Origin of the sequence: Streptomyces sp. R302, assembly GCF_012927245.1 — a bacterium.
Lineage (GTDB): Bacteria > Actinomycetota > Actinomycetes > Streptomycetales > Streptomycetaceae > Streptomyces.
Genome location: NZ_JABBGE010000003.1, coordinates 407,539 through 426,832 on the forward strand (window position 1 = coordinate 407,539; position 19,294 = coordinate 426,832).

The window sequence follows — 19,294 nt, forward strand, 5'->3', positions numbered from 1 at the left end:
CGGACCCGTCCGGACGTACGGGAAAGACCCCTGTACGGGAAAGGCCCCGCCCGAATCCCGGGCGGGGCCTTCCGCGTGTCAGGAGCCGAGGCGTACGACGGATCAGGCGCGCTGCTCCCGTACGGCCTCGGGGGCCGCCGCGGCCGCTTCCTCCGCGAGCCGCTCCGCCGCCTCCTTCGCCGCGTGGGCCACCGCCGCGCGGCTGCGGCGGGCGGTGCGGAGGGCGTCCCAGGTGAGGAGCGTCAGGGCCAGCCAGACCAGCGAGAAGCCGGCCCAGCGCTCGGGCGGCATGGCCTCGTGGAAGTACACGACGCCGAGGAGGAACTGGAAGGTCGGAGCCAGGTACTGCAGCAGGCCGAGGGCGGAGAGGGGGAGCCGGATGGCCGCCGCGCCGAAGCAGATCAGCGGGATCGCGGTGACGATGCCGGTCGACGCGAGGAGCGCCATGTGGCCGGCGCCCTCCGTGCCGAAGGCCAGCTCGGAGCGCGAGCCGAGGAAGACCAGGTAGCCGAGGGCGGGCAGGAAGAGGACGGCGGTCTCGGCGGCCAGGGACTCCAGGCCGCCGATGTTCACCTGCTTCTTCACCAGGCCGTAGACGGCGAAGGAGAAGGCGAGGACGAGGGAGATCCACGGCGGGCGGCCGTAGCCGATCGCCAGGACGAGGACGGCGGCGAAGCCGATGCCGACGGCGGCCCACTGGGCGGGGCGGAGGCGTTCCTTCAGGACGAGGACGCCGAGCGCGATCGTCACGAGGGGGTTGATGAAGTAGCCGAGCGAGGCCTCGACGACGTGGCCGTTGTTGACCGACCAGATGTACAGGCCCCAGTTCACGGTGATGACGGTCGCGGCGATCGTCAGCAGGCCGAGCTTGCGCGGGTTGGCGAGCAGCTCCTTCATCCAGCCCCAGCGGCGCAGCGTCAGCAGGGCGAGGCCGACGAAGGCGAAGGACCACACCATCCGGTGGGCGAGGATCTCGCCCGCGCTCGCGGGCTTGAGCAGGGGCCAGTAGAGCGGGACGAGGCCCCAGATCGCGTACGCGGCGACGCCGTACGCGAGACCGGCGCGGCTCTCGTCGCCCGCGCCGCCGGCTTCCGCCGTCCCCCCACCGCTCCCGGTGACCGTGCCGCTTCCCCTGTCCCTGCCCATGAAATGCCTCCCGCCCTGCGCCGCGCCGTCCCGATGAAGGTAGCGCCGCACAGGGCAGGCTGTCATGCATGTACCGCTATACGGTCATGACCTTGAGCGCCTCGGCGACCGTCGTGCCGATCGGGGTGGTCGGGCGGCCGATCAGCCGCGCCAGGTCGCCGGTCCTGACGGCCAGCGAACCCCGCCCGATCGCCTCGTCCACGTCGACGAGGATCGCCGCGAAGAACTCCGGGACGCCGGCGCCGGTGAGGATCTCCCGGTGGGTCGCGGCCGGCACGTTCGTGTACGCGATCGGCCGCCCGCTGCGGGCGGCGATCTCCGCCGCGTACTCGGCGAGCGACCAGGCCTCGTCGCCGCTCAGCTCGTACGCGCGGTTCAGGTGCCGCGCGTGCTCCTCGGCCGGCCCGGTCAGCACGGCCGCCGCGGCGGCCGCGTAGTCGGCGCGGGTGGCGGAGGCGATCCGGCCCTCGCCCGCGTTGGAGACGACGGCGCCGTGGGCGAGGACGGGGGCGAGGTTGTCGGTGTAGTTCTCGCTGTACCAGCCGTTCCGCAGGAACCTGTACGGCAGGCCGGAGGCGAGGATCAGCTCCTCCGTCGCCTTGTGCTCCGCCGCCAGGTCGAAGTCGGCCGCGGGCCCGCCCAGGATCCCGGTGTACGCGAGCTGGGCCACGCCCGCCGCCTTCGCCGCGTCGATCACGGCGGCGTGCTGCGGCACCCGCTGCCCGACCTCGCTGCCGGAGATCAGCAGCACCCGGTCCCCCGCCTCGAACGCCCCGGCCAGCGTCTCCGGCCGCCCGTAGTCCGCGATCCGCAGCTCGACGCCGCGGTCCGCGAGGTCGGCGGCCTTCTCCTTGTTCCGTACGACGGCGGCGACGGCCCCGGCGGGGACGGCCGGGTCGGCGAGGAGGGCGTCGACGACGAGACGTCCGAGCTGTCCGGTGGCTCCGGTGACGACGATGCGCATGGGGATTCCTTCGGAGGGTGTCAGAGGGTGATCGGAGGGGCGAACACACTCACCGTACGTCTGGCACTAACCAATCGAAAGTACCCACTTTGAAGTAAGGTACTGGCATGAAGGTGAGTACCGAGGTCCCGGCAAGGCCCCTGCTGGCGGACGTGGACGGCTCGATGTGCCCGTCCCGGCTGGTCCTGGAGCACGTCACGAGCCGCTGGGGCGTCCTCGTCCTGATCGCGCTCCTGGAGCGCTCGTACCGCTTCAGCGAACTGCGCCGCAGGATCGGCGGCGTCAGCGAGAAGATGCTCACCCAGACGCTCCAGACCCTGGAACGCGACGGCTTCGTCCACCGCGACGCCAAGCCCGTCATCCCGCCCCGCGTCGACTACACCCTCACCCCCCTCGGCGAGGACGCCGCCCAGCGGGTCAGGTCCCTCGCCCTCTGGACCGAGTCCCTCGTCCCGGACGTCGAGGCCGCCCGCGCCCGCTACGACGAGGGGCGCGGCCGGTGACCCCGGCCGCGCCCCTCGGTCCTCCGTGACGTGACGTGACCGGCCGTCAGCCGACCACGGTCCACGTGTCGTTGCCCGCGAGGAGCCGGCCGAGGTCGCCCTTGCCCTGCTGCTCGGTGGCCTTGTCGAGCTGGTCGGCCATCAGGGTGTCGTAGACCGGGCGTTCCACCGAGCGGAGGACGCCGATGGGGGTCTGGTGGAGGGTGTCGGGGTCGGCCAGGCGGGAGAGGGCGAAGGCGGTCGTCGGGGAGGCGGCGTGCGCGTCGTGGACGAGGATGCGGGACTCGTTCTCCGGGGTGACCGTGACGACCTCCAGGTCGCCGGTGGCGGGGTCGCGGACGACACCCTTGCCGAGCTCGGCGCCGAAGCGGATCGGCTGCCCGTGCTCCAGCCGGATCACCGCCTCCTTCGCCTGGTCCTTGTCCTTGAGGACCTCGAAGGCGCCGTCGTTGAAGATGTTGCAGTTCTGGTAGATCTCCACGAGCGCCGTGCCGTCGTGGTCGGCTGCCTGGCGCAGCACCTCGGTGAGGTGCTTGCGGTCGGAGTCCACGGTCCGGGCCACGAAGGACGCCTCCGCGCCGAGGGCCAGCGACACCGGGTTGAAGGGGGCGTCGAGGGAGCCCATCGGGGTCGACTTGGTGATCTTGCCGACCTCGGAGGTGGGGGAGTACTGGCCCTTGGTGAGGCCGTAGATCCGGTTGTTGAAGAGCAGGATCTTCAGGTTCACGTTGCGGCGCAGGGCGTGGATGAGGTGGTTGCCGCCGATCGACAGGGCGTCGCCGTCGCCGGTCACCACCCACACCGACAGGTCGCGGCGCGAGGTCGCCAGGCCGGTGGCGATGGCCGGGGCGCGGCCGTGGATGGAGTGCATCCCGTACGTGTTCATGTAGTACGGGAAGCGGGAGGAGCAGCCGATGCCGGAGACGAAGACGATGTTCTCCTTCGCCAGGCCGAGCTCGGGCATGAAGCCCTGGACGGCGGCGAGGACGGCGTAGTCGCCGCACCCGGGACACCAGCGGACCTCCTGGTCCGACTTGAAGTCCTTCATGGACTGGGCGGCCTCGGCCTTGGGCACCAGACGCAGCAGGTTCTCAGGCATCGATGGCCTCCTTGAGGGCGGCGGCGAGCTGCTCGGCCTTGAACGGCATGCCGTTGACCTGGTTGTGGCTGCGGGCGTCCACGAGGTACTTCGCGCGGATGAGGGTGGCGAGCTGGCCGAGGTTCATCTCGGGGACGACGACCTTGTCGTACCGCCTCAGGACCTCGCCGAGGTTCTTCGGGAAGGGGTTGAGGTGGCGCAGGTGGGCCTGCGCGATGTGGCCGCCCTCGCGGCGGATGCGGCGTACGGCGGCGGTGATCGGGCCGTACGTCGAGCCCCAGCCGAGGACCAGGGTCCGGGCGCCGTCCGGGTCGTCGGCCTCGATGTCGGGGACGTCGACGCCGTCGACCTTGGCCTGCCGGGTGCGGACCATGAGGTCGTGGTTGGCGGGGTCGTACGAGATGTTGCCGGTGCCGTCCTGCTTCTCGATGCCGCCGATGCGGTGCTCCAGGCCGGGGGTGCCGGGGACGGCCCAGGGGCGGGCCAGGGTCTCCGGGTCGCGCTTGTACGGCCAGAAGACCTCGGTGCCGTCGGCCTGGGTGTGGTTCGGGCCGGTGGCGAAGGCCGTGCGCAGGTCGGGCAGGGCGTCGACGTCGGGGATCCGCCAGGGCTCGGAGCCGTTGGCGAGGTAGCCGTCGGAGAGCAGGAAGACGGGGGTGCGGTACGTGAGCGCGATCCGGGCCGCCTCCAGGGCCGCGTCGAAGCAGTCGGCCGGGGTCTTCGGGGCCACGATCGGCACCGGCGCCTCGCCGTTGCGCCCGTACATGGCCTGGAGCAGGTCGGCCTGCTCGGTCTTGGTGGGAAGGCCGGTGGACGGGCCGCCGCGCTGGATGTCGACGACGAGGAGCGGCAGCTCCAGGGAGACGGCGAGGCCGATCGTCTCGGACTTCAGGGCCACACCGGGACCGGAGGTGGTCGTCACCGCGAGGGAGCCGCCGAAGGCGGCGCCGAGCGCGGCGCCGATGCCGGCGATCTCGTCCTCCGCCTGGAAGGTCCGCACGCCGAAGTTCTTGTGCCTGCTCAGCTCGTGCAGGATGTCCGAGGCCGGGGTGATCGGGTACGAGCCCAGGTAGAGCGGCAGCTCCGCCTGCCGGCTCGCGGCGATCAGGCCGTAGGACAGGGCGAGGTTCCCGGAGATGTTCCGGTACGTGCCCGTGGGGAACGCGCGGGTGGCGGGGGCGACCTCGTAGGAGACGGCGAAGTCCTCGGTCGTCTCGCCGAAGTTCCAGCCGGCCCGGAAGGCGGCCACGTTCGCCTCGGCGATCTGCGGCTTCTTCGCGAACTTCTGCCGGAGGAAGTTCTCGGTGCCCTCGGTCGGCCGGTGGTACATCCAGGAGAGCAGCCCGAGCGCGAACATGTTCTTCGACCGCTCGGCCTCCTTCCGCGACAGGCCGAACTCCTTCAGCGCCTCGACGGTCAGCGTCGTCAGCGGCACCGGATGCACCCGGTACCCGTCGAGCGAGCCGTCCTCCAGGGGGCTCTGCGCGTACCCGACCTTGGCCATCGCCCGCTTCGCGAACTCGTCCGTGTTGACGATGATCTCGCCGCCGCGCGGCACGTCGGCGATGTTCGCCTTCAGCGCGGCGGGGTTCATCGCGACCAGCACGTTCGGCGCGTCGCCGGGGGTCAGGATGTCGTGGTCGGCGAAGTGCAGCTGGAAGGAGGAGACGCCGGGCAGGGTGCCGGCGGGTGCCCGGATCTCGGCCGGGAAGTTCGGCAGGGTGGACAGGTCGTTCCCGAAGGACGCCGTCTCCGAGGTGAAACGGTCACCCGTGAGCTGCATGCCGTCACCGGAGTCACCCGCGAACCGGATGATCACCCGGTCGAGCCGGCGGACTTCCTTCTCGGCGCCGTCATGACCCTCCGCCGGGGCGCTGCGCTGCTCCCCGAGCAGGGCCTCACCGGCCTCGCTACTGACCTGGCTGGTCACTTACTGGACCTCCCTAGCGGCAAGCGGGACTCTGCGGCCCACCCTACGACGGTGAGGTGGGCCTTCCCGGGACTTCTCACATGGTGGGCCTCTGCTTGAGATGCCCTTTTGCCTTGCATTGTCCTGTTCTGCGCCTATCCGGATTGCTCCGGAACGCGGTATTCCGCCTCGTTCCTCCGCCCCGGGTCCGCCCCAGGCCGGCGCGAGGTCCACTCAAGATCCGGACGGGTGTCCGGGGCGGCCTGGAGCGGTGGTATCTGACAGGGTGTCAGGAAATCGAGGCCTCCGGGCCGGCAGGACACTCAGGACCTGAGGTACGTCAGCACCGCCAGGACCCGGCGGTGGTCCCCCTCGCTCGGCGACAGGCCCAGCTTCAGGAAGATGTTGCCGATGTGCTTCTCCACCGCGCCGTCGCTCACGACCAGCTGCTTCGCGATCGCCGAGTTCGTCCGTCCCTCGGCCATCAGGCCCAGGACCTCTCGCTCGCGCGGGGTCAGATGCGCCAGGACGTCCTGCTGCCGGCTGCGGCCAAGGAGCTGCTGCACCACCTCCGGGTCCAGGGCCGTACCGCCCTCCGCGACCCGCACCACCGCCTCGGTGAACTCGCGCACCTCCGCGACCCGGTCCTTCAGCAGATAGCCCACGCCCCGCGTGGAACCGGCCAGCAGTTCGGTGGCGTACTGCTCCTCCACGTACTGCGACAGCACGAGCACGCCGAGCTCCGGGTACTCCGCCCGCAGCCGCACCGCCGCCCGTACCCCCTCGTCCGTGTGGGTCGGCGGCATCCGCACGTCCGCCACCACCACGTCCGGCAGCGCGCCCGCGTCCGCGAGCTCCGCCACCGTCTTCACCAGCGCCTCGCCGTCCCCGACCCCCGCGACGACCTCGTGCCCCCGGTCCGTGAGCAGCCGCGTCAGCCCCTCGCGCAACAGCACCGAATCCTCGGCGATGACCACCCGCACCCGGTCCGCCACCTCTCCCACGCCCACGTCCGCCGCCCCCACATCCCCGTACAGCCGATCACGCGGCCCGGTCGGCGCCGCGTGATCAAGCATCGCAGGAAAGCCCCCGCCGGGACACGGGGCGTTTCAGGCGCGCCAGGGCAGCTCCGCCGTCACCGTCGTCGGGCCGCCCGCCGGCGAGTCCACCGCGAGCACGCCGTCCACCGACCGCAGCCGCTCCGCGAGCCCCGCGAGCCCCTGCCCGCGCGCCGGGTCCGCGCCGCCGACGCCGTCGTCCCGCACCTGCAGCATCAGCCGCGCGCCCGACCGCCACACGTCCACCGAGGCCCGCCGGGCCCGGGAGTGCCGGGTCACGTTCTCCAGCAGCTCCGTCACCGTGAAGTAGGCGAGGCCCTCGATCGCCGCCACCGGCCGCCCCGGCAGGTCCACCGTCACCGACACCGGCACCGCGCAGCGGGCCGCCACCGACGACAGCGCCGCGTCCAGGCCCCGGTCGGTCAGGACCGCCGGGTGGATGCCCCGCGCCAGGTCCCGCAGCTCCTTCAGCGCCAGCTTCACCTCGCTGTGCGCGTCGTTCACCAGCGCCACCGCCGCCTTCGGGGCCCCGGCCAGCTTCTCCCGCGCGTGCCCCAGGTCCGTCGCCAGCGACGCGAGCCGCGCCTGCGCCCCTTCGCGCAGCTCCCGCTCGATCCGCCGCAGGTCCGCCGCCGCCGTGTCCACGGCCAGGACCCGGTCCGACTCCAGCTCCGTCACCCGCTCCGCGAGCCGCCCGGGGCCGAGGAGCACCACCACCAGCGTCCGGTCCACCGCCGTCAGCGCCCGCAGCAGCGGCGGCCACAGCAGCACGGAGACCAGCCCGACCAGGCAGGCGGCGCCGATCTCGAAGGGGGTGTCGAGATACAGCGCGCGGCGGTCGTCCCCGTACAGCTGGATCCCGTCCTGGCCCAGATACGCCGGGAACACCCACTGCCACAGCGGATACGTGAACAGGCTCCAGCTCCAGACGAACACCGTCAGCGACACGCAGAACGAGAACACCGCCCACGGGAAGTGCACGAGCCCGTACAGCAGATGCCGCCACGACGCGCCGCTGCGCAGCATCGCCGTCATCCACGAGAACACCCCGCCGGTCCGTCCCCGCACCGGCGCCGGCCCCGCCACCTCCACGCCGAGCAGCTCCCGCACCCGGGCCCGCTCCACCGCCCCCTGCGCCCGGGCCACGGCCAGCGACGCGGCCAGCACGGGGATCCCGAGGAAGGTGATCAGCAGTCCGACTCCGGCCGAGGTCAGCGACACGGCGAGCGTGAACGCCAGGATGCTCGTCGGCAGCCCCAGCATCGTGAAGAGGAAGGCCCGCCAGGTCCGCCCCTGGAAGGGGGCCCGGAGCGCGGAGGGAGACATGGGAACGTCCTTCGCTGAGAAGGGGGTCATGGACACGACTTCAGGATTCCGTCCGGGACCCCCGCGCCACCATGAGGCGGGTCGGCGTCTCCCACGGGGGGTTATCCCCACCCCATCCCCTACCCGGGAGGACGCGGCCCGGTCACAGGGTCGGATCCGTCGCCGGTGCTGCCGGTGCCGCCGGGCCGTCAGGACCGCCGCGCCCGCCAGGGCAGTTCCGCCGTGATCGTCGTCGGGCCGCCCGCCGGGGAGTCCACGACCAGCACGCCGTCGACCGCGCCGATCCGCTCCGCCAGGCCGGCCAGGCCCGTACCGGCGCCGTCGAGCCGGGCGCCGCCCGTACCGTCGTCCCCGACCTGAAGCATCAGCCGGTCACCCGCCCGCCACACCTCCACCGACGCCGTCCGCGCCCGGGCGTGCTTGGACACGTTCTGCAGCAGCTCCGACACCGTGAAGTACGCGATCCCCTCGATGGCCTCCACCGGCCGCTCGTCCAGATCCACCGCCACCGCCACCGGCACCGTGCACCGGCCCGCCAGCGACGACAGGGCCGCGCCGAGTCCCCGGTCGGTCAGGACCGCCGGGTGGATGCCCCGGGCCAGGTCCCGAAGCTCCTGGAGGGCCAGCTTCACCTCGCCGTGCGCCTCGGCGACCATCGCCGCCGCCGCCTCCGGGTCCTCGTGCAGCTTCTCCTTCGCCAGGCCGAGCCCCATCGCCAGGGCCACGAGCCGCGCCTGCGCCCCGTCGTGCAGGTCCCGTTCGATCCGCCGCAGGTCCGCCGCCGCCGTGTCCACCACCACACCCCGGTCCGACTCCAGCTCGGCGATCCGCCGCTCCAGCTCGTCCGAGGGCGAGAGCAGCGCCCGCACCATGCCGCGGTCCGCCGCCGCGAGCACCCGCGTGATGAACGGCAGCACCGGCCACAGCGCCACCAGCGACACGAGCGTCAGCGTGAAGGCGAACAGGCCCCAGGGCAGCCGGACCAGCCCGTACAGCTGGGTCCGCCAGGCCACCGGGTCCGTCAGCTGTGCCCACAGCCAGGGCAGCGTCCCGTCCGCGTGCGGCAGCCGCGACGGCTCGGCCACGTCCACCCCGAGCAGCAGCCGCGCCCGCGCCCGCTCGAACCGGCCGAACCCGCGCGCGCCCGCGAGACCGGCCGCGAGCAGCGGCAGCCCGATCACGGTGACGGACAGGGCGACGCCGACCAGCACGGTGGTGACGGCGTAGACGAAACCCACCAGGACGGCGGGCAGGTCGGAGAGGAGGAAGGCGACCTCCTTCCAGGTCTCCGGCCCGTACGCGCTCCGCCGCGCGGACGGAGCCCCGGCGGAGGATCCGGCGGAGGAAGTGACGGGGGAACCGGCGGCGGAGGAAGTGACGGGGGAACCGGCGGAAGGGCCGCCGAAGGGGTCGGTACGGGAGGAGGGGGCGAGGCGCTGATCGGCGGTCATGCCCCCAGCCTGCCGTCCCCCGCCCGCTCCGGGCCATGGGGGAGGTGGGTGTCGGCCAGGGGGGATAACCCCACCCGCACCTGCTTACGCTCCTTTTAGCAGGGCCTAGACTCGCGTCGGTGAATTCGGCCAGGAAACCGGCGAGGGACCGAGAGGGGCGGCGGACGTGCGGGAACCGACCGTAGGCGCGGCGGGATATTTCGATACGTACTCCGTCGTCGGCCTGCTCGCCGTCGTCGGCGTGCTCTTCGTCGCGGTCGCCTTCGGCGCCGGCCGACTGCTCCGGCCCGTCGTGCCGACCCCGGAGAAACTGCTCACCTACGAGTGCGGCGTCGACCCGGTGGGGGAGGGCTGGGCCCACACCCAGGTCCGCTACTACGTCTACGCCTTCCTCTACGTCATCTTCGCCGTCGACTCGATCTTCCTCTTCCCGTGGGCGACGGTCTTCGCCGCGCCCGGCTACGGCGCCACCACCCTCGTCGAGATGTTCGTCTTCCTCGGCTTCCTGGCCGTCGGGCTGCTCTACGCCTACAAGAAGGGCGTCCTGGCATGGACGTAACACCCGCATCCGAGGGGAACGCCGTGCCCCTGCCCGCGCCGAAGCTGGGCACCCTCGCACGCCTGGCCCCCGAGCCCATGAAGGTGGTCCTGAACTGGGGCCGCCGCTACAGCCTCTGGGTCTTCAACTTCGGCCTGGCCTGCTGCGCGATCGAGTTCATCGCCGCGTCCATGGCCCGGCACGACTTCATCCGGCTCGGCGTGATCCCCTTCGCGCCCGGCCCCCGCCAGGCCGACCTGATGATCGTCTCCGGCACGGTGACGGACAAGATGGCCCCGGCCGTGAAGCGGCTCTACGAGCAGATGCCCGAGCCGAAGTACGTGATCTCCTTCGGCGCCTGCTCGAACTGCGGCGGCCCGTACTGGGACTCGTACTCCGTGACGAAGGGCGTCGACCAGATCATCCCGGTAGACGTGTACGTCCCCGGCTGCCCGCCCCGCCCCGAGGCGCTGCTCCAGGGCATCCTCAAGCTCCAGGAGAAGATCGCCCGCGAGAGCCTGGAAGAGCGGTACGGCACGACGGCGCCGGCCTCGGTCGCCCAGCTCACCAGCCCGCTGGTCACCCCGCCGCCGGGAGGCGACGACCGATGAACCGCTACGACTCCCTTCCCGAAGCCGTGACGGACCTGTTCGGCGACGAGGCGGCGGCGGAGCGGGCGTACGACCTGCTGACCGTCGACGTCCCCGTCACGGACTGGCTCGACGCGCTGCGCACCGCCCGCGACGAGCTCGGCTGCACCTACTTCGACTGGCTCAGCGCGGTCGACGAGCCCGGCACCGGCTTCCGGATCTGCGCCCACGTCGCCGCCGTCGGCTCCGGCGCCCCCCGCCGCCTGCTGCTGCGCACCACGGTCCCCCACGAGGCCCCGTCGCTGCCGACGGCCATCCCCGTCTACGCGGGCGCGGCCTGGCACGAGCGCGAGACGCACGAGATGTTCGGCGTCGTCTTCGAGGGCCACCCCAACCTCACGCCGCTGCTCCTCCCCGAGAACTTCGAGGGCCACCCGCTCCGCAAGGACTTCGTCCTCGCCGCCCGCGTCGCCAAGGCGTGGCCGGGCGCGAAGGAGCCGGGCGAGGCGCACGACGGCGGCCCCAAGCGCCGCCAGATGCTCCCGCCCGGCGTCCCCGACCCCAACGAGTGGGGCCCCCTCAAGGGCCAGCTCCCCCCGGCCCCCGAACGCCCCGCGCGAGCCGCCGCCGCAGACCGCCCCCGCCGCACCCGCACCACCACGGAGGGCTCGGCCACCCAGGAGGCCCCGGTACGCCGCACCCGCACGGCGTCGGAGGGCTCGGCGAGCCAGGCCGCCCCGGCGACGCCGGAGACCTCGACCGCACCCGAGGCGGGGACCCGCCCGCCCCGCCGTACCCGCTCCGCTTCGCAGGGCTCCGCGAGCCAGCAGGCCGCACCGGCCCCCGAGGCCCCGGCGGCGCCGGAGACTCCGCGCACCCGCGGCTCCGACGCCCCCTGGCACCACGCCCGCCCGGCGTTCGAGGAGCCGTCGGAACCGGCCGCGCCGGAAGGCGGGCCCGCCCCGGACGCGAAGCCCGACGCCGACCCGGCACCGGACACCAGGCCCGGTCCCGACACCGTTCCCGACACCGGTCCGGACACCGTTCCCGACACCGGTCCGGACCCCAAGCCCGACGCCCACCCCGACCCCGACCCCGACCCCCACCCCGACCCCGCCGGAGGCGATCCGCGTGACTGACGCACTCGATGTCGCCGTGCGGCTGCTGCTCGTCTTCGTCGCGTTCCTCGTGCTGCCGCTCGTGGTCGGGCAGACCGAGCACAAGGTGATGGCGCACATGCAGGGCCGGCTCGGCCCCATGTACGCCGGTGGTTTCCACGGCTGGGCCCAGCTCGTCGCCGACGGCGTGAAGTTCGCGCAGAAGGAGGACGTCGTCCCGAAGGACGCCGACCGGCGGGTCTTCCAGCTCGCGCCGGCCGTCGCCCTCCTCCCGTACCTCCTCGTGCTCGTCGCGATCCCGGTCGCACCGGGCTCCGTCGGCGCGGTCGTCGACGCGGGGATCTTCTTCGCGCTCGCCGTCATGGGCGTCGGCGTCCTCGGCAGCCTGATGGCCGGCTGGGCGTCCGCGAACAAGTTCTCGCTGCTCGGCGGTCTGCGCACGGCCGCGCAGCTGCTCGCGTACGAGCTGCCGATGCTGCTCGCCGCCGCGTCCGTCGCGATGGCCGCCGGCACCGTCTCCCTCACCGGCATCCTCGACGCCTTCGAGTGGTGGTGGGTGCCGTGGCAGATCGTCGGCGCGCTCGTCTTCTTCGTCGCGGGCCTGGCCGAGCTGCAGCGCCCGCCGTTCGACATGCCGGTCGCCGACTCGGAGATCATCTTCGGCGCGTACACCGAGTACACCGGCCTCCGCTTCGCGCTCTTCCTGCTCGCCGAGTACGCCGGCATCGTCGTCCTCTGCGGTCTCACCACCGTCCTCTTCCTCGGCGGCTGGCACGGCCCCGGCGGCGCCGACGGCCTCGGCTGGCTCTGGACCCTCCTGAAGGCCGCCGTCCTGGCCTTCGTCGTGATCTGGCTGCGGGTCTCCTACCCGCGCCTGCGCGAGGACCAGCTCCAGAAGCTCGCCTGGACGACCCTCGTCCCGCTCGCCCTCGCGCAGATCGCGCTCACCGGCATCGTGAAGGTGGCGATCCAGTAACCATGGCTCCGATCCCCGGCTCCGGCCTCGCCAAGGGCCTCGCCGTCACCCTCCGCACGATGACCCGCAAGACGGTCACCGCGCAGTACCCGGACGCGCAGCCCGAGCTGCCGCCCCGCTCGCGCGGGGTGATCGCGCTGTTCGAGGAGAACTGCACGGTCTGCATGCTGTGCGCCCGCGAGTGCCCCGACTGGTGCATCTACATCGACTCCCACAAGGAGACGGTCCCGGCCGCCGCCCCCGGCGGCCGCGAGCGCAGCCGGAACGTCCTCGACCGCTTCGCCATCGACTTCTCCCTCTGCATGTACTGCGGGATCTGCATCGAGGTGTGCCCCTTCGACGCCCTCTTCTGGTCGCCGGAGTTCGAGTACGCCGAGACCGACATCCTGGAGCTCACCCACGAGCGCGACAAGCTCCGCGAGTGGATGTGGACGGTCCCCGAGCCGCCCGCGCTCGACCCGAGGGCCGAGGAGCCCAAGGAGTTCGCCGCCGCCCGCAAGGCCGCCGAGAAGGCCGCCACCGCCGCGGCGGCGGCCCAGGCGGCGGAGCAGGCCGCAGCAGAGACCCCGCAGCAGGAGGGCCCGCAGTGATCCTCGCCGCCCCGCCGGCCCACCCCGGCTTCCTCTCGCCCACCGGTGTCGAGATCGCCTTCCTCCTGGTCGGACTCGTCACCCTCGGCGCCGCCGTCGTCTCCGTCACGACGAAGCAGCTCGTGCACGCCGCGCTCTGGCTCGTGGTCGCGCTCGGCGGCCTCGCCGTCGAGTACCTCCTGCTGACCGCCGAGTTCATCGCCTGGGTCCAGGTCCTGATCTACATCGGCTCCGTCGTCGTCCTGCTCCTCTTCGGGCTCATGCTCACCAAGGCCCCCGTCGGCCGCTCCCCGGACGCCGACTCGGGCAACCGGCCGGTCGCCCTCGCCGTCGCCGCGGCCGCCGCCGCGGCGCTCGTCTGGGTGGTCTGGGACGCCTTCCGCAAGAGCTGGATCGACCTCGAAGGTCCCGCGCGGGGCTCCACCGGAGTGACCGGCGAGATCCTCTTCCGGCACTGGGTGCTGCCCTTCGAGGCGCTCTCGGTGCTGCTGCTCGCCGCCCTGGTCGGCGCCATCGTCCTGTCCCGCAAGAAGCCGGAAGGGGAGCGGGACTGATGCACCTCGCCTACCCCGCCGTCCTCGCCGCGCTCCTCTTCTGCGTCGGCCTGTACGGCGTCCTCGCCCGCCGCAACGCGATCCTGGTCCTGATGTCGGTCGAGCTGATGCTCAACGCCGTCAACCTCAACCTGGTCGCCTTCGACGTCTGGCTCCGCGACGCCCTCCACGCCGGCCAGGCCCTCACCCTCTTCACCATCGCCATCGCCGCCGCCGAGATCGGCATCGGCCTCGCGATCGTCCTGATGGTCTACCGCAACCGCGGCACGGCCGACGTCGACCGCCTCCGCGACACGGCGGAACGGCCGCAGCCCGCAGACGAGAAGGCCGAGGCCGCCGCGTGACCACCACGACCCTCGCCGCCCTCGTCCCCGCCCTGCCCTTCCTCGGCTCCGCCGCCGGACTCGCCCTGGGCCGCACCGCGCCCGGCTTCGTCCGCCCGCTCGCCGTCCTCCCGACGCTCACCGCCGCCGTCCTCGCCGTCCTCGTCGCCGTCCGCCAGGGCGGGAACTCGGTCATCGAGGCGAGCACCCAGCTCACGCCGACCGGCTCGGTCCCCGTCACCCTGGGCCTCCACATCGACGGCTTCGCCGCCCTCGTCGCCGTCCTCGTCGGCGTGGTCGCGAGCTGCGTGCAGATCTACTCGACCGGCTACCTCCGCGAGGACCCGCGCTACCCCTCGTACGCGGCCCTCGTCTCCCTCTTCACCGCCGCGATGCTCCTCGTCGTCTACTCGGGCGACCTGATGGTCCTCCTGGTCGGCTGGGAGATCATGGGCATCTGCTCGTACTTCCTCGTCGGGCACTACTGGGAGACCCCCGAGGCGCGCTCCGCCTCCCTGAAGGCCTTCCTCGTCACCAAGCTCGGCGACGTCCCCTTCCTCTTCGGGCTCTTCGCGCTGGCCGCCGACGCCGGCACCTTCCGCATCGACGGCATCCTCTCCACCGTCGCGAGCGGCGGCCTCGACCACCCCACCCTGGTGGCGCTGCTGCTCCTCGCCGGCGTGGCCGGCAAGTCCGCGCAGTTCCCGCTGCACACCTGGCTGCCCGACGCCATGGCAGGCCCGACGCCGGTCTCCGCGCTCATCCACGCGGCCACCATGGTCGCCGCCGGCATCTACTTCGTCGCCCGGCTCCTGCCGGTCTTCGCCGCCTCCGCCGCCGCGCTGACCGTGCTCGCCGTGATGGCCGCCGTCACCATGGTCGGCTCGGCGCTCGCCGCGCTCGCCCAGGACGACATCAAGCGGGTCCTCGCCTACTCGACGATCGGCCAGCTCGGCTACATGGCCGGGGCGCTCGCCGTCGGCGACCGGGGCGCCGCCGTCTTCCACCTCCTGTCGCACGCCGCCTTCAAGGCGCTGCTCTTCCTCGCCGCCGGCGCGGTCATCCACGCCGCCGGCACCAACTCGCTCACCGCGATGTCCCGGATGAGCGGCCTGGCGAAGCGGATCCCCGACGCGTACTGGACGATGACCGTCGCCCTGCTCGCGCTCGCCGCGATCCCGCCGTTCGCCGGCTTCTTCTCCAAGGAGGCCGTCCTGGTCGCCGCCGAGCACACCGCGCTCGGCGACCGCCCCGGCGTCCCCGCCGGGGCCGGCTGGACCGTCCTCGCCGCAGGCCTCCTGACGGCCCTCCTCACCGCCGCGTACGCGCTCCGCCTCTGGCTCCGCACCTTCCGCGGCAGGGGCCCGGCGGCACCGGACCACGGACGGCAGCCCATCGCGATGACGAGCGTCCTCTGGGTCCTCGCCGTCCCCTCCCTCGGCTTCGGCCTGAGCGCGCTCGTCCTCGACGACTGGTTCGACGGCGAGGCCCTCACCCCGACCCTGACCACCGCCGTCCTCGGCACCGGCCTCGCCGTCGCCGGCGGCGCCGTCACGTACGCCGTCTGGCGGACCGTCACCGCCAGGGCCGTACCCCCGGTGGCCACCCCGCACGTCGCCCACCCGGACGCCGACGCCGGTCTCGTCGAGGCCGAGGCGCTGCACCTGCCGCACCCCGCCGAGGACCCGGCCGACCCCGGCCGCGCCCTCCTCGGCCCGCTGTACGGACCGGCCGCCGACGGCTTCCACCTCGACGCCCTCTACCGGAAGGCGTTCGTCCGCCCGGTGCTCGGCGCCGCGTCCCTGGTCCGCTTCCTGGACCGTGAGGTCGTCGACACCTACGTGAGCGGCGCGGCGAACACCGCCAAGGGCCTCGGCCGGCTCGTCCGCCTCGCCCAGACCGGCAACACGCAGACCTACCTCAGCGCCCTGCTCGCCGGCTCCGTCGTCCTGGCGATCGCCGCCGTCGCCCTCGCCAACGCCTTCGCCGGAGCGTGAGCCGTGATCGATATCAGCCCGTCCGTGATGCAGTTCCTCCTCGCGTTCACCGTCGTCGTGCCGCTCCTCGGCGCCGCCGCCGCGCTCCTGCCCGCCCCGCCCGGACTGAAGGGGAAGTCGCCCGACCAGGCGGTGCTCCGCCACGGCGTCACCGTCACCGGCGCGATCCTCCTCGCCACGCTCGCCCTCACCCTCGGCTTCGACCACGACAATCCGTCGAGGATGCAGGCGACCACGGACATCAGCTGGATCAAGGCACTGGACGTGCGGATCCACCTCGGCGTCGACGGCATCTCGCTCCCCCTCCTGGTGCTGACCGCGCTGCTGACCTTCCTCTGCGCGCTGTACTCCTACTTCAAGCCGCCCACGGGCCCGTCCCCGAAGGCCTTCGTCGCACTGCTGCTCGTCCTGGAGGCCGGCACCCTCGCCACCTTCGCCGTCCTCGACCTGGTCCTCTTCTTCCTCGCCTTCGAGATGGTCCTGGTCCCGATGTACTTCCTCATCGCCCGCTGGGGCGGCGAGGGCCGCCGGGCCGCCGCCGGGAAGTTCATCCTCTACACGCTGCTCGGCTCCGTGATCATGCTGCTCGGCCTCCTCCTCGTCGGGATAAAGGGCGGCACCTTCGACATGGTGGCGCTCGCCACCGACAACGGCCGCGGACTGACCACATCGGTGCAGGTCACCGCCGTCCTCGCGATCGGTCTCGGGCTCGCCGTGAAGACCCCGATGTGGCCGCTGCACTCCTGGCTGCCGGACGCCCACACCGCCGCCCCCACGGTCGGCTCGGTCCTCCTCGCCGGCGTGCTCCTGAAGATGGGCACGTACGGTTTCGTCCGCATCGCCCTGCCCATCGCCCCCGACGGCATGCACACCCTCGCGCCCTACCTGGCCGCCTTCGCCGCCGCCGGCATCGTCTACGGCTCCCTCGCCTGCCTCGCCCTCGCCCGGCCCGGCGCCAAGGGCGACCTCAAGCGGCTGATCGCGTACTCCTCCGTCGGCCACATGGGCTTCGTCCTCCTCGGCATCGCCACCCTGACCCCCACCGGCGTCAACGGCGCGCTCTTCGCCAACATCGCCCACGGCCTCATCACCGGCCTGCTGTTCTTCCTCGTCGGCGCCGTGAAGGACCGGTACGGCACCGCCGACCTCGACACCCTCGCCGGAGCCACCGGCGCCGCCCTCTACGGCCGCGCCCCCCGCCTCGGCGCGCTCCTCGCCTTCGCCGCCGTCGCCTCCCTCGGCCTCCCGGGCCTGGCCGGCTTCTGGGGCGAGATGCTCGCCCTCTTCGCCGCCTTCGACCCTGCCGAGGGCCTCCACCGCCCCGCGTACCTCGTCTTCATGGTCCTCGGCGGCCTCGGCACCCTGCTCACCGCCGCGTACCTGCTGATCGTGGTCCGCCGCGTCTGCATGGGCGGCCCGCGCCCGGAGGGCGAGCCCGAGCTCGCCGACGTCCAGGCGTACGAGCTGGCCGCCTGGACCCCGCTCGCCGCCCTCACCGTCCTCGCCGGACTCTGGCCCGCGGTCCTCCTCGGCCTCACCGACCCGGCCGTCCAGCAGCTCCTCGCGGGAGGCACCCAGTGATGTCCAGCGCCGCAACAGACGCCCCCTCGCTCGTCCAGTCCGTCGACTGGGCGACGATCGCGCCCCCCACCCTCACCGCCCTGGTGGCGCTCGGCGTCCTCGTCGCCGACCTCTTCGTGCCCGCCGCCCGCAAGCAGCTCCTCGGCTGGATCTCCCTCGCCGGCCTCGCCGCCGCCCTCGCCCTGCTCCTGCCGCTGCGCGCCGGCGACCGCGCCACCTTCTGCCTCACCCCCGCCGCCCAGACCGCCGGCCACGTCCAGACCGCCGGCTGCAGCTACACCGCCGACCACTTCACCCTGGTCATCCAGCTCCTGGTGCTCGGCGGCGCCCTGCTCACCGGCCTGCTCTCGCTGCCCGCCACCCGGGAGAAGCTCCCGGCCGGCGAGTACTGGTTCCTGCTGCTGTCCTCCGCCGCCGGCGCCGCCCTGCTGCCCGCCGCCCGCGACCTCGCCACCCTCGTGGTCGCCCTGGAAGTGGCCTCGCTGCCCGCCTTCGCGCTCGTCGGCCTCAAGCGCGGCGACCGCCGCTCCGGCGAGGCCGCCCTCAAGTTCTTCCTCTCCTCGGTGACCGCCACCGCCGTCACCCTCCTCGGCGCGAGCTTCGTCTACGCCGCCACCGGCACCCTCCACCTCACCGAGATCGCCGCCCGCCTCGACGAGGTCCCCGGCCCCTTCCAGACCCTCACCCAGACCGGCGTCGCCCTCACCCTCGTCGGCTTCGCCTTCAAGGTCGCCGCCGTCCCCTTCCACTTCTGGGTTCCCGACACCTACAGCGGCGCCCCGCTGCCCGTCGCCGCCTACCTGTCGGTCGTCGGCAAGGCCGTCGGCTTCACCGGCCTCATCCTGGTGACGGTCGTCGCCTTCCCCGCGTACGCCGACGTCTGGGGCCCCGCCATAGCGGTCCTCGCCGCCCTCACCATGACGGCCGGCAACGTCGCCGCCCTCCGGCAGGACCCCACCCGCGAGCGCAGCGCCGTACGGCTGCTCGCCTGGTCGTCCGTCGCCCAGGCCGGCTACCTCCTGGTGCCGATAGGGGCCGCCGCGTACTCCAGCGACGAGCAGGTCGGCGCCACCGTCGCGTACGCCCTCATGTACGCCGTCGTGAACCTCGGCGCCTTCGCGGTCGTCGCCCTCGTCGCCCGTACGCACCCCGGCAAGCGGATCGCCGACCACGCCGGCCTGTACGCCACCAGCCCCGCCGCCGCCCTCGCGCTCGCCTTCTTCCTCCTGAATCTGGCCGGTCTGCCCCCGGGTATCATCGGCCTCTTCGCCAAGGTGACCGTCTTCTCGTCGGCCGTCGACGCGGGTCTCGGCTGGCTGGCCGTGGTCATGGGCGTCAACGTCGTCATCGGCCTCGCGTACTACCTGCGGTGGACGGCGCTGCTGTTCCGCACGCCGGAGCAGGCCCCGGCAGGCCCCGAGAAGGCCGCGCACCGGGCCCCCACGCCCGTCACCCTGGCGATCGTGCTGACCGCCGCCGTCGGAGCCGTCCTGTCGGGCTACCCGCAGTTCGTCCTCCGCTTCGCGACGACCAGCCTCTTCTGACCTCCCCGCACCCCCTCTAGGAGCAAC

At 72.9% G+C, this 19,294-nt stretch carries 18 protein-coding genes; 11 read left to right on the plus strand and 7 right to left on the minus strand.

The annotated features are described in order from the left end of the window. Positions 1-102 precede the first annotated feature (102 nt). Positions 103-1,146 (minus strand): EamA family transporter RarD, encoded by a 1,044-nt coding sequence (gene rarD / locus HHL19_RS11485; protein ID WP_169088342.1) that lies wholly within the window; start codon positions 1,144-1,146, stop codon positions 103-105. A gap of 76 nt (positions 1,147-1,222) precedes the next feature. Next, a complete protein-coding gene (locus tag HHL19_RS11490; protein ID WP_169088344.1) occupies positions 1,223-2,110 on the minus strand; it encodes an NAD(P)H-binding protein in 888 nt (295 codons plus the stop codon). 107 nt (positions 2,111-2,217) lie between these two features. Here HHL19_RS11490 and HHL19_RS11495 point away from each other — a divergent pair, with 107 nt between their 5' ends. Continuing rightward, positions 2,218-2,613, plus strand: a complete 396-nt coding sequence (locus HHL19_RS11495; RefSeq protein ID WP_169088346.1) for a helix-turn-helix domain-containing protein — start codon at positions 2,218-2,220, stop codon at positions 2,611-2,613. A gap of 46 nt (positions 2,614-2,659) precedes the next feature. On the opposite strand, the gene HHL19_RS11500 is transcribed toward HHL19_RS11495, so the two are convergent. The 5 genes from HHL19_RS11500 to HHL19_RS11520 all read right to left on the minus strand — a co-directional run bounded on the left by HHL19_RS11500 (position 2,660) and on the right by HHL19_RS11520 (position 9,456). Further along, entirely contained in the window at positions 2,660-3,712 is a 1,053-nt protein-coding gene (locus tag HHL19_RS11500) for a 2-oxoacid:ferredoxin oxidoreductase subunit beta (protein WP_169088348.1), read from the minus strand. Next, a complete protein-coding gene (locus tag HHL19_RS11505; protein WP_169088350.1) occupies positions 3,705-5,642 on the minus strand; it encodes a 2-oxoacid:acceptor oxidoreductase subunit alpha in 1,938 nt (645 codons plus the stop codon). The genes HHL19_RS11500 and HHL19_RS11505 overlap by 8 nt, the downstream gene beginning before the upstream one ends. A gap of 302 nt (positions 5,643-5,944) precedes the next feature. After that, on the minus strand, positions 5,945-6,604 hold the full coding sequence (locus HHL19_RS11510; RefSeq protein ID WP_169089001.1) for a response regulator transcription factor: 660 nt from the start codon (positions 6,602-6,604) through the stop codon (positions 5,945-5,947). A 126-nt stretch (positions 6,605-6,730) separates the two neighbouring features. After that, on the minus strand, positions 6,731-8,005 hold the full coding sequence (locus tag HHL19_RS11515; protein ID WP_169088352.1) for a sensor histidine kinase: 1,275 nt from the start codon (positions 8,003-8,005) through the stop codon (positions 6,731-6,733). 188 nt (positions 8,006-8,193) lie between these two features. Next, complete coding sequence (locus HHL19_RS11520) at positions 8,194-9,456, minus strand: sensor histidine kinase (RefSeq protein ID WP_169088354.1); 1,263 nt, start codon at positions 9,454-9,456, stop codon at positions 8,194-8,196. A gap of 166 nt (positions 9,457-9,622) precedes the next feature. Here HHL19_RS11520 and HHL19_RS11525 point away from each other — a divergent pair, with 166 nt between their 5' ends. Genes HHL19_RS11525 through HHL19_RS11570 form a run of 10 tightly spaced genes read left to right on the plus strand, consistent with a single transcriptional unit; the run spans position 9,623 to position 19,267 of the window. Continuing rightward, complete coding sequence (locus HHL19_RS11525; RefSeq protein ID WP_169088356.1) at positions 9,623-10,015, plus strand: NADH-quinone oxidoreductase subunit A; 393 nt, start codon at positions 9,623-9,625, stop codon at positions 10,013-10,015. Continuing rightward, positions 10,006-10,605: an NADH-quinone oxidoreductase subunit B gene (locus HHL19_RS11530; protein ID WP_169088358.1), complete on the plus strand. Its 600-nt coding sequence runs from the start codon at positions 10,006-10,008 to the stop codon at positions 10,603-10,605. Before HHL19_RS11525 ends, HHL19_RS11530 begins: the two co-directional genes overlap by 10 nt. Then, entirely contained in the window at positions 10,602-11,723 is a 1,122-nt protein-coding gene (locus HHL19_RS11535; RefSeq protein WP_169088360.1) for an NADH-quinone oxidoreductase subunit C, read from the plus strand. Before HHL19_RS11530 ends, HHL19_RS11535 begins: the two co-directional genes overlap by 4 nt. Beyond that, a complete protein-coding gene (locus HHL19_RS11540; protein WP_169088362.1) occupies positions 11,716-12,678 on the plus strand; it encodes a complex I subunit 1 family protein in 963 nt (320 codons plus the stop codon). The genes HHL19_RS11535 and HHL19_RS11540 overlap by 8 nt, the downstream gene beginning before the upstream one ends. Before the next feature lie 2 nt (positions 12,679-12,680). Beyond that, entirely contained in the window at positions 12,681-13,268 is a 588-nt protein-coding gene (locus HHL19_RS11545) for an NADH-quinone oxidoreductase subunit I (protein WP_169088363.1), read from the plus strand. Beyond that, a complete protein-coding gene (locus tag HHL19_RS11550) occupies positions 13,265-13,822 on the plus strand; it encodes an NADH-quinone oxidoreductase subunit J (RefSeq protein ID WP_169088365.1) in 558 nt (185 codons plus the stop codon). Before HHL19_RS11545 ends, HHL19_RS11550 begins: the two co-directional genes overlap by 4 nt. Then, positions 13,822-14,166, plus strand: coding sequence for an NADH-quinone oxidoreductase subunit NuoK (nuoK, locus tag HHL19_RS11555; protein ID WP_169088367.1), 345 nt, complete (start codon positions 13,822-13,824; stop codon positions 14,164-14,166). Before HHL19_RS11550 ends, nuoK begins: the two co-directional genes overlap by 1 nt. Then, positions 14,163-16,142, plus strand: a complete 1,980-nt coding sequence (locus tag HHL19_RS11560; RefSeq protein ID WP_169088369.1) for an NADH-quinone oxidoreductase subunit L — start codon at positions 14,163-14,165, stop codon at positions 16,140-16,142. Before nuoK ends, HHL19_RS11560 begins: the two co-directional genes overlap by 4 nt. A 27-nt stretch (positions 16,143-16,169) precedes the next feature. Continuing rightward, positions 16,170-17,723 (plus strand): NADH-quinone oxidoreductase subunit M, encoded by a 1,554-nt coding sequence (locus HHL19_RS11565; protein WP_169089003.1) that lies wholly within the window; start codon positions 16,170-16,172, stop codon positions 17,721-17,723. Continuing rightward, positions 17,723-19,267 (plus strand): NADH-quinone oxidoreductase subunit N, encoded by a 1,545-nt coding sequence (locus tag HHL19_RS11570; protein ID WP_169088371.1) that lies wholly within the window; start codon positions 17,723-17,725, stop codon positions 19,265-19,267. Before HHL19_RS11565 ends, HHL19_RS11570 begins: the two co-directional genes overlap by 1 nt. The last annotated feature ends 27 nt before the right edge of the window (positions 19,268-19,294 follow it).

Coding starts and splice junctions, on each gene's coding strand:
- rarD (WP_169088342.1), bottom strand. CDS start 1,146: ATGGGCAGGGACAGGGGAAGCGGCACGGTCACCGGGAGCGGTGGGGGG.
- HHL19_RS11490 (WP_169088344.1), bottom strand. CDS start 2,110: ATGCGCATCGTCGTCACCGGAGCCACCGGACAGCTCGGACGTCTCGTC.
- HHL19_RS11495 (WP_169088346.1), top strand. CDS start 2,218: ATGAAGGTGAGTACCGAGGTCCCGGCAAGGCCCCTGCTGGCGGACGTG.
- HHL19_RS11500 (WP_169088348.1), bottom strand. CDS start 3,712: ATGCCTGAGAACCTGCTGCGTCTGGTGCCCAAGGCCGAGGCCGCCCAG.
- HHL19_RS11515 (WP_169088352.1), bottom strand. CDS start 8,005: ATGTCTCCCTCCGCGCTCCGGGCCCCCTTCCAGGGGCGGACCTGGCGG.
- HHL19_RS11520 (WP_169088354.1), bottom strand. CDS start 9,456: ATGACCGCCGATCAGCGCCTCGCCCCCTCCTCCCGTACCGACCCCTTC.
- HHL19_RS11530 (WP_169088358.1), top strand. CDS start 10,006: ATGGACGTAACACCCGCATCCGAGGGGAACGCCGTGCCCCTGCCCGCG.
- HHL19_RS11535 (WP_169088360.1), top strand. CDS start 10,602: ATGAACCGCTACGACTCCCTTCCCGAAGCCGTGACGGACCTGTTCGGC.
- HHL19_RS11545 (WP_169088363.1), top strand. CDS start 12,681: ATGGCTCCGATCCCCGGCTCCGGCCTCGCCAAGGGCCTCGCCGTCACC.
- nuoK (WP_169088367.1), top strand. CDS start 13,822: ATGCACCTCGCCTACCCCGCCGTCCTCGCCGCGCTCCTCTTCTGCGTC.
- HHL19_RS11565 (WP_169089003.1), top strand. CDS start 16,170: ATGCAGTTCCTCCTCGCGTTCACCGTCGTCGTGCCGCTCCTCGGCGCC.
- HHL19_RS11570 (WP_169088371.1), top strand. CDS start 17,723: ATGTCCAGCGCCGCAACAGACGCCCCCTCGCTCGTCCAGTCCGTCGAC.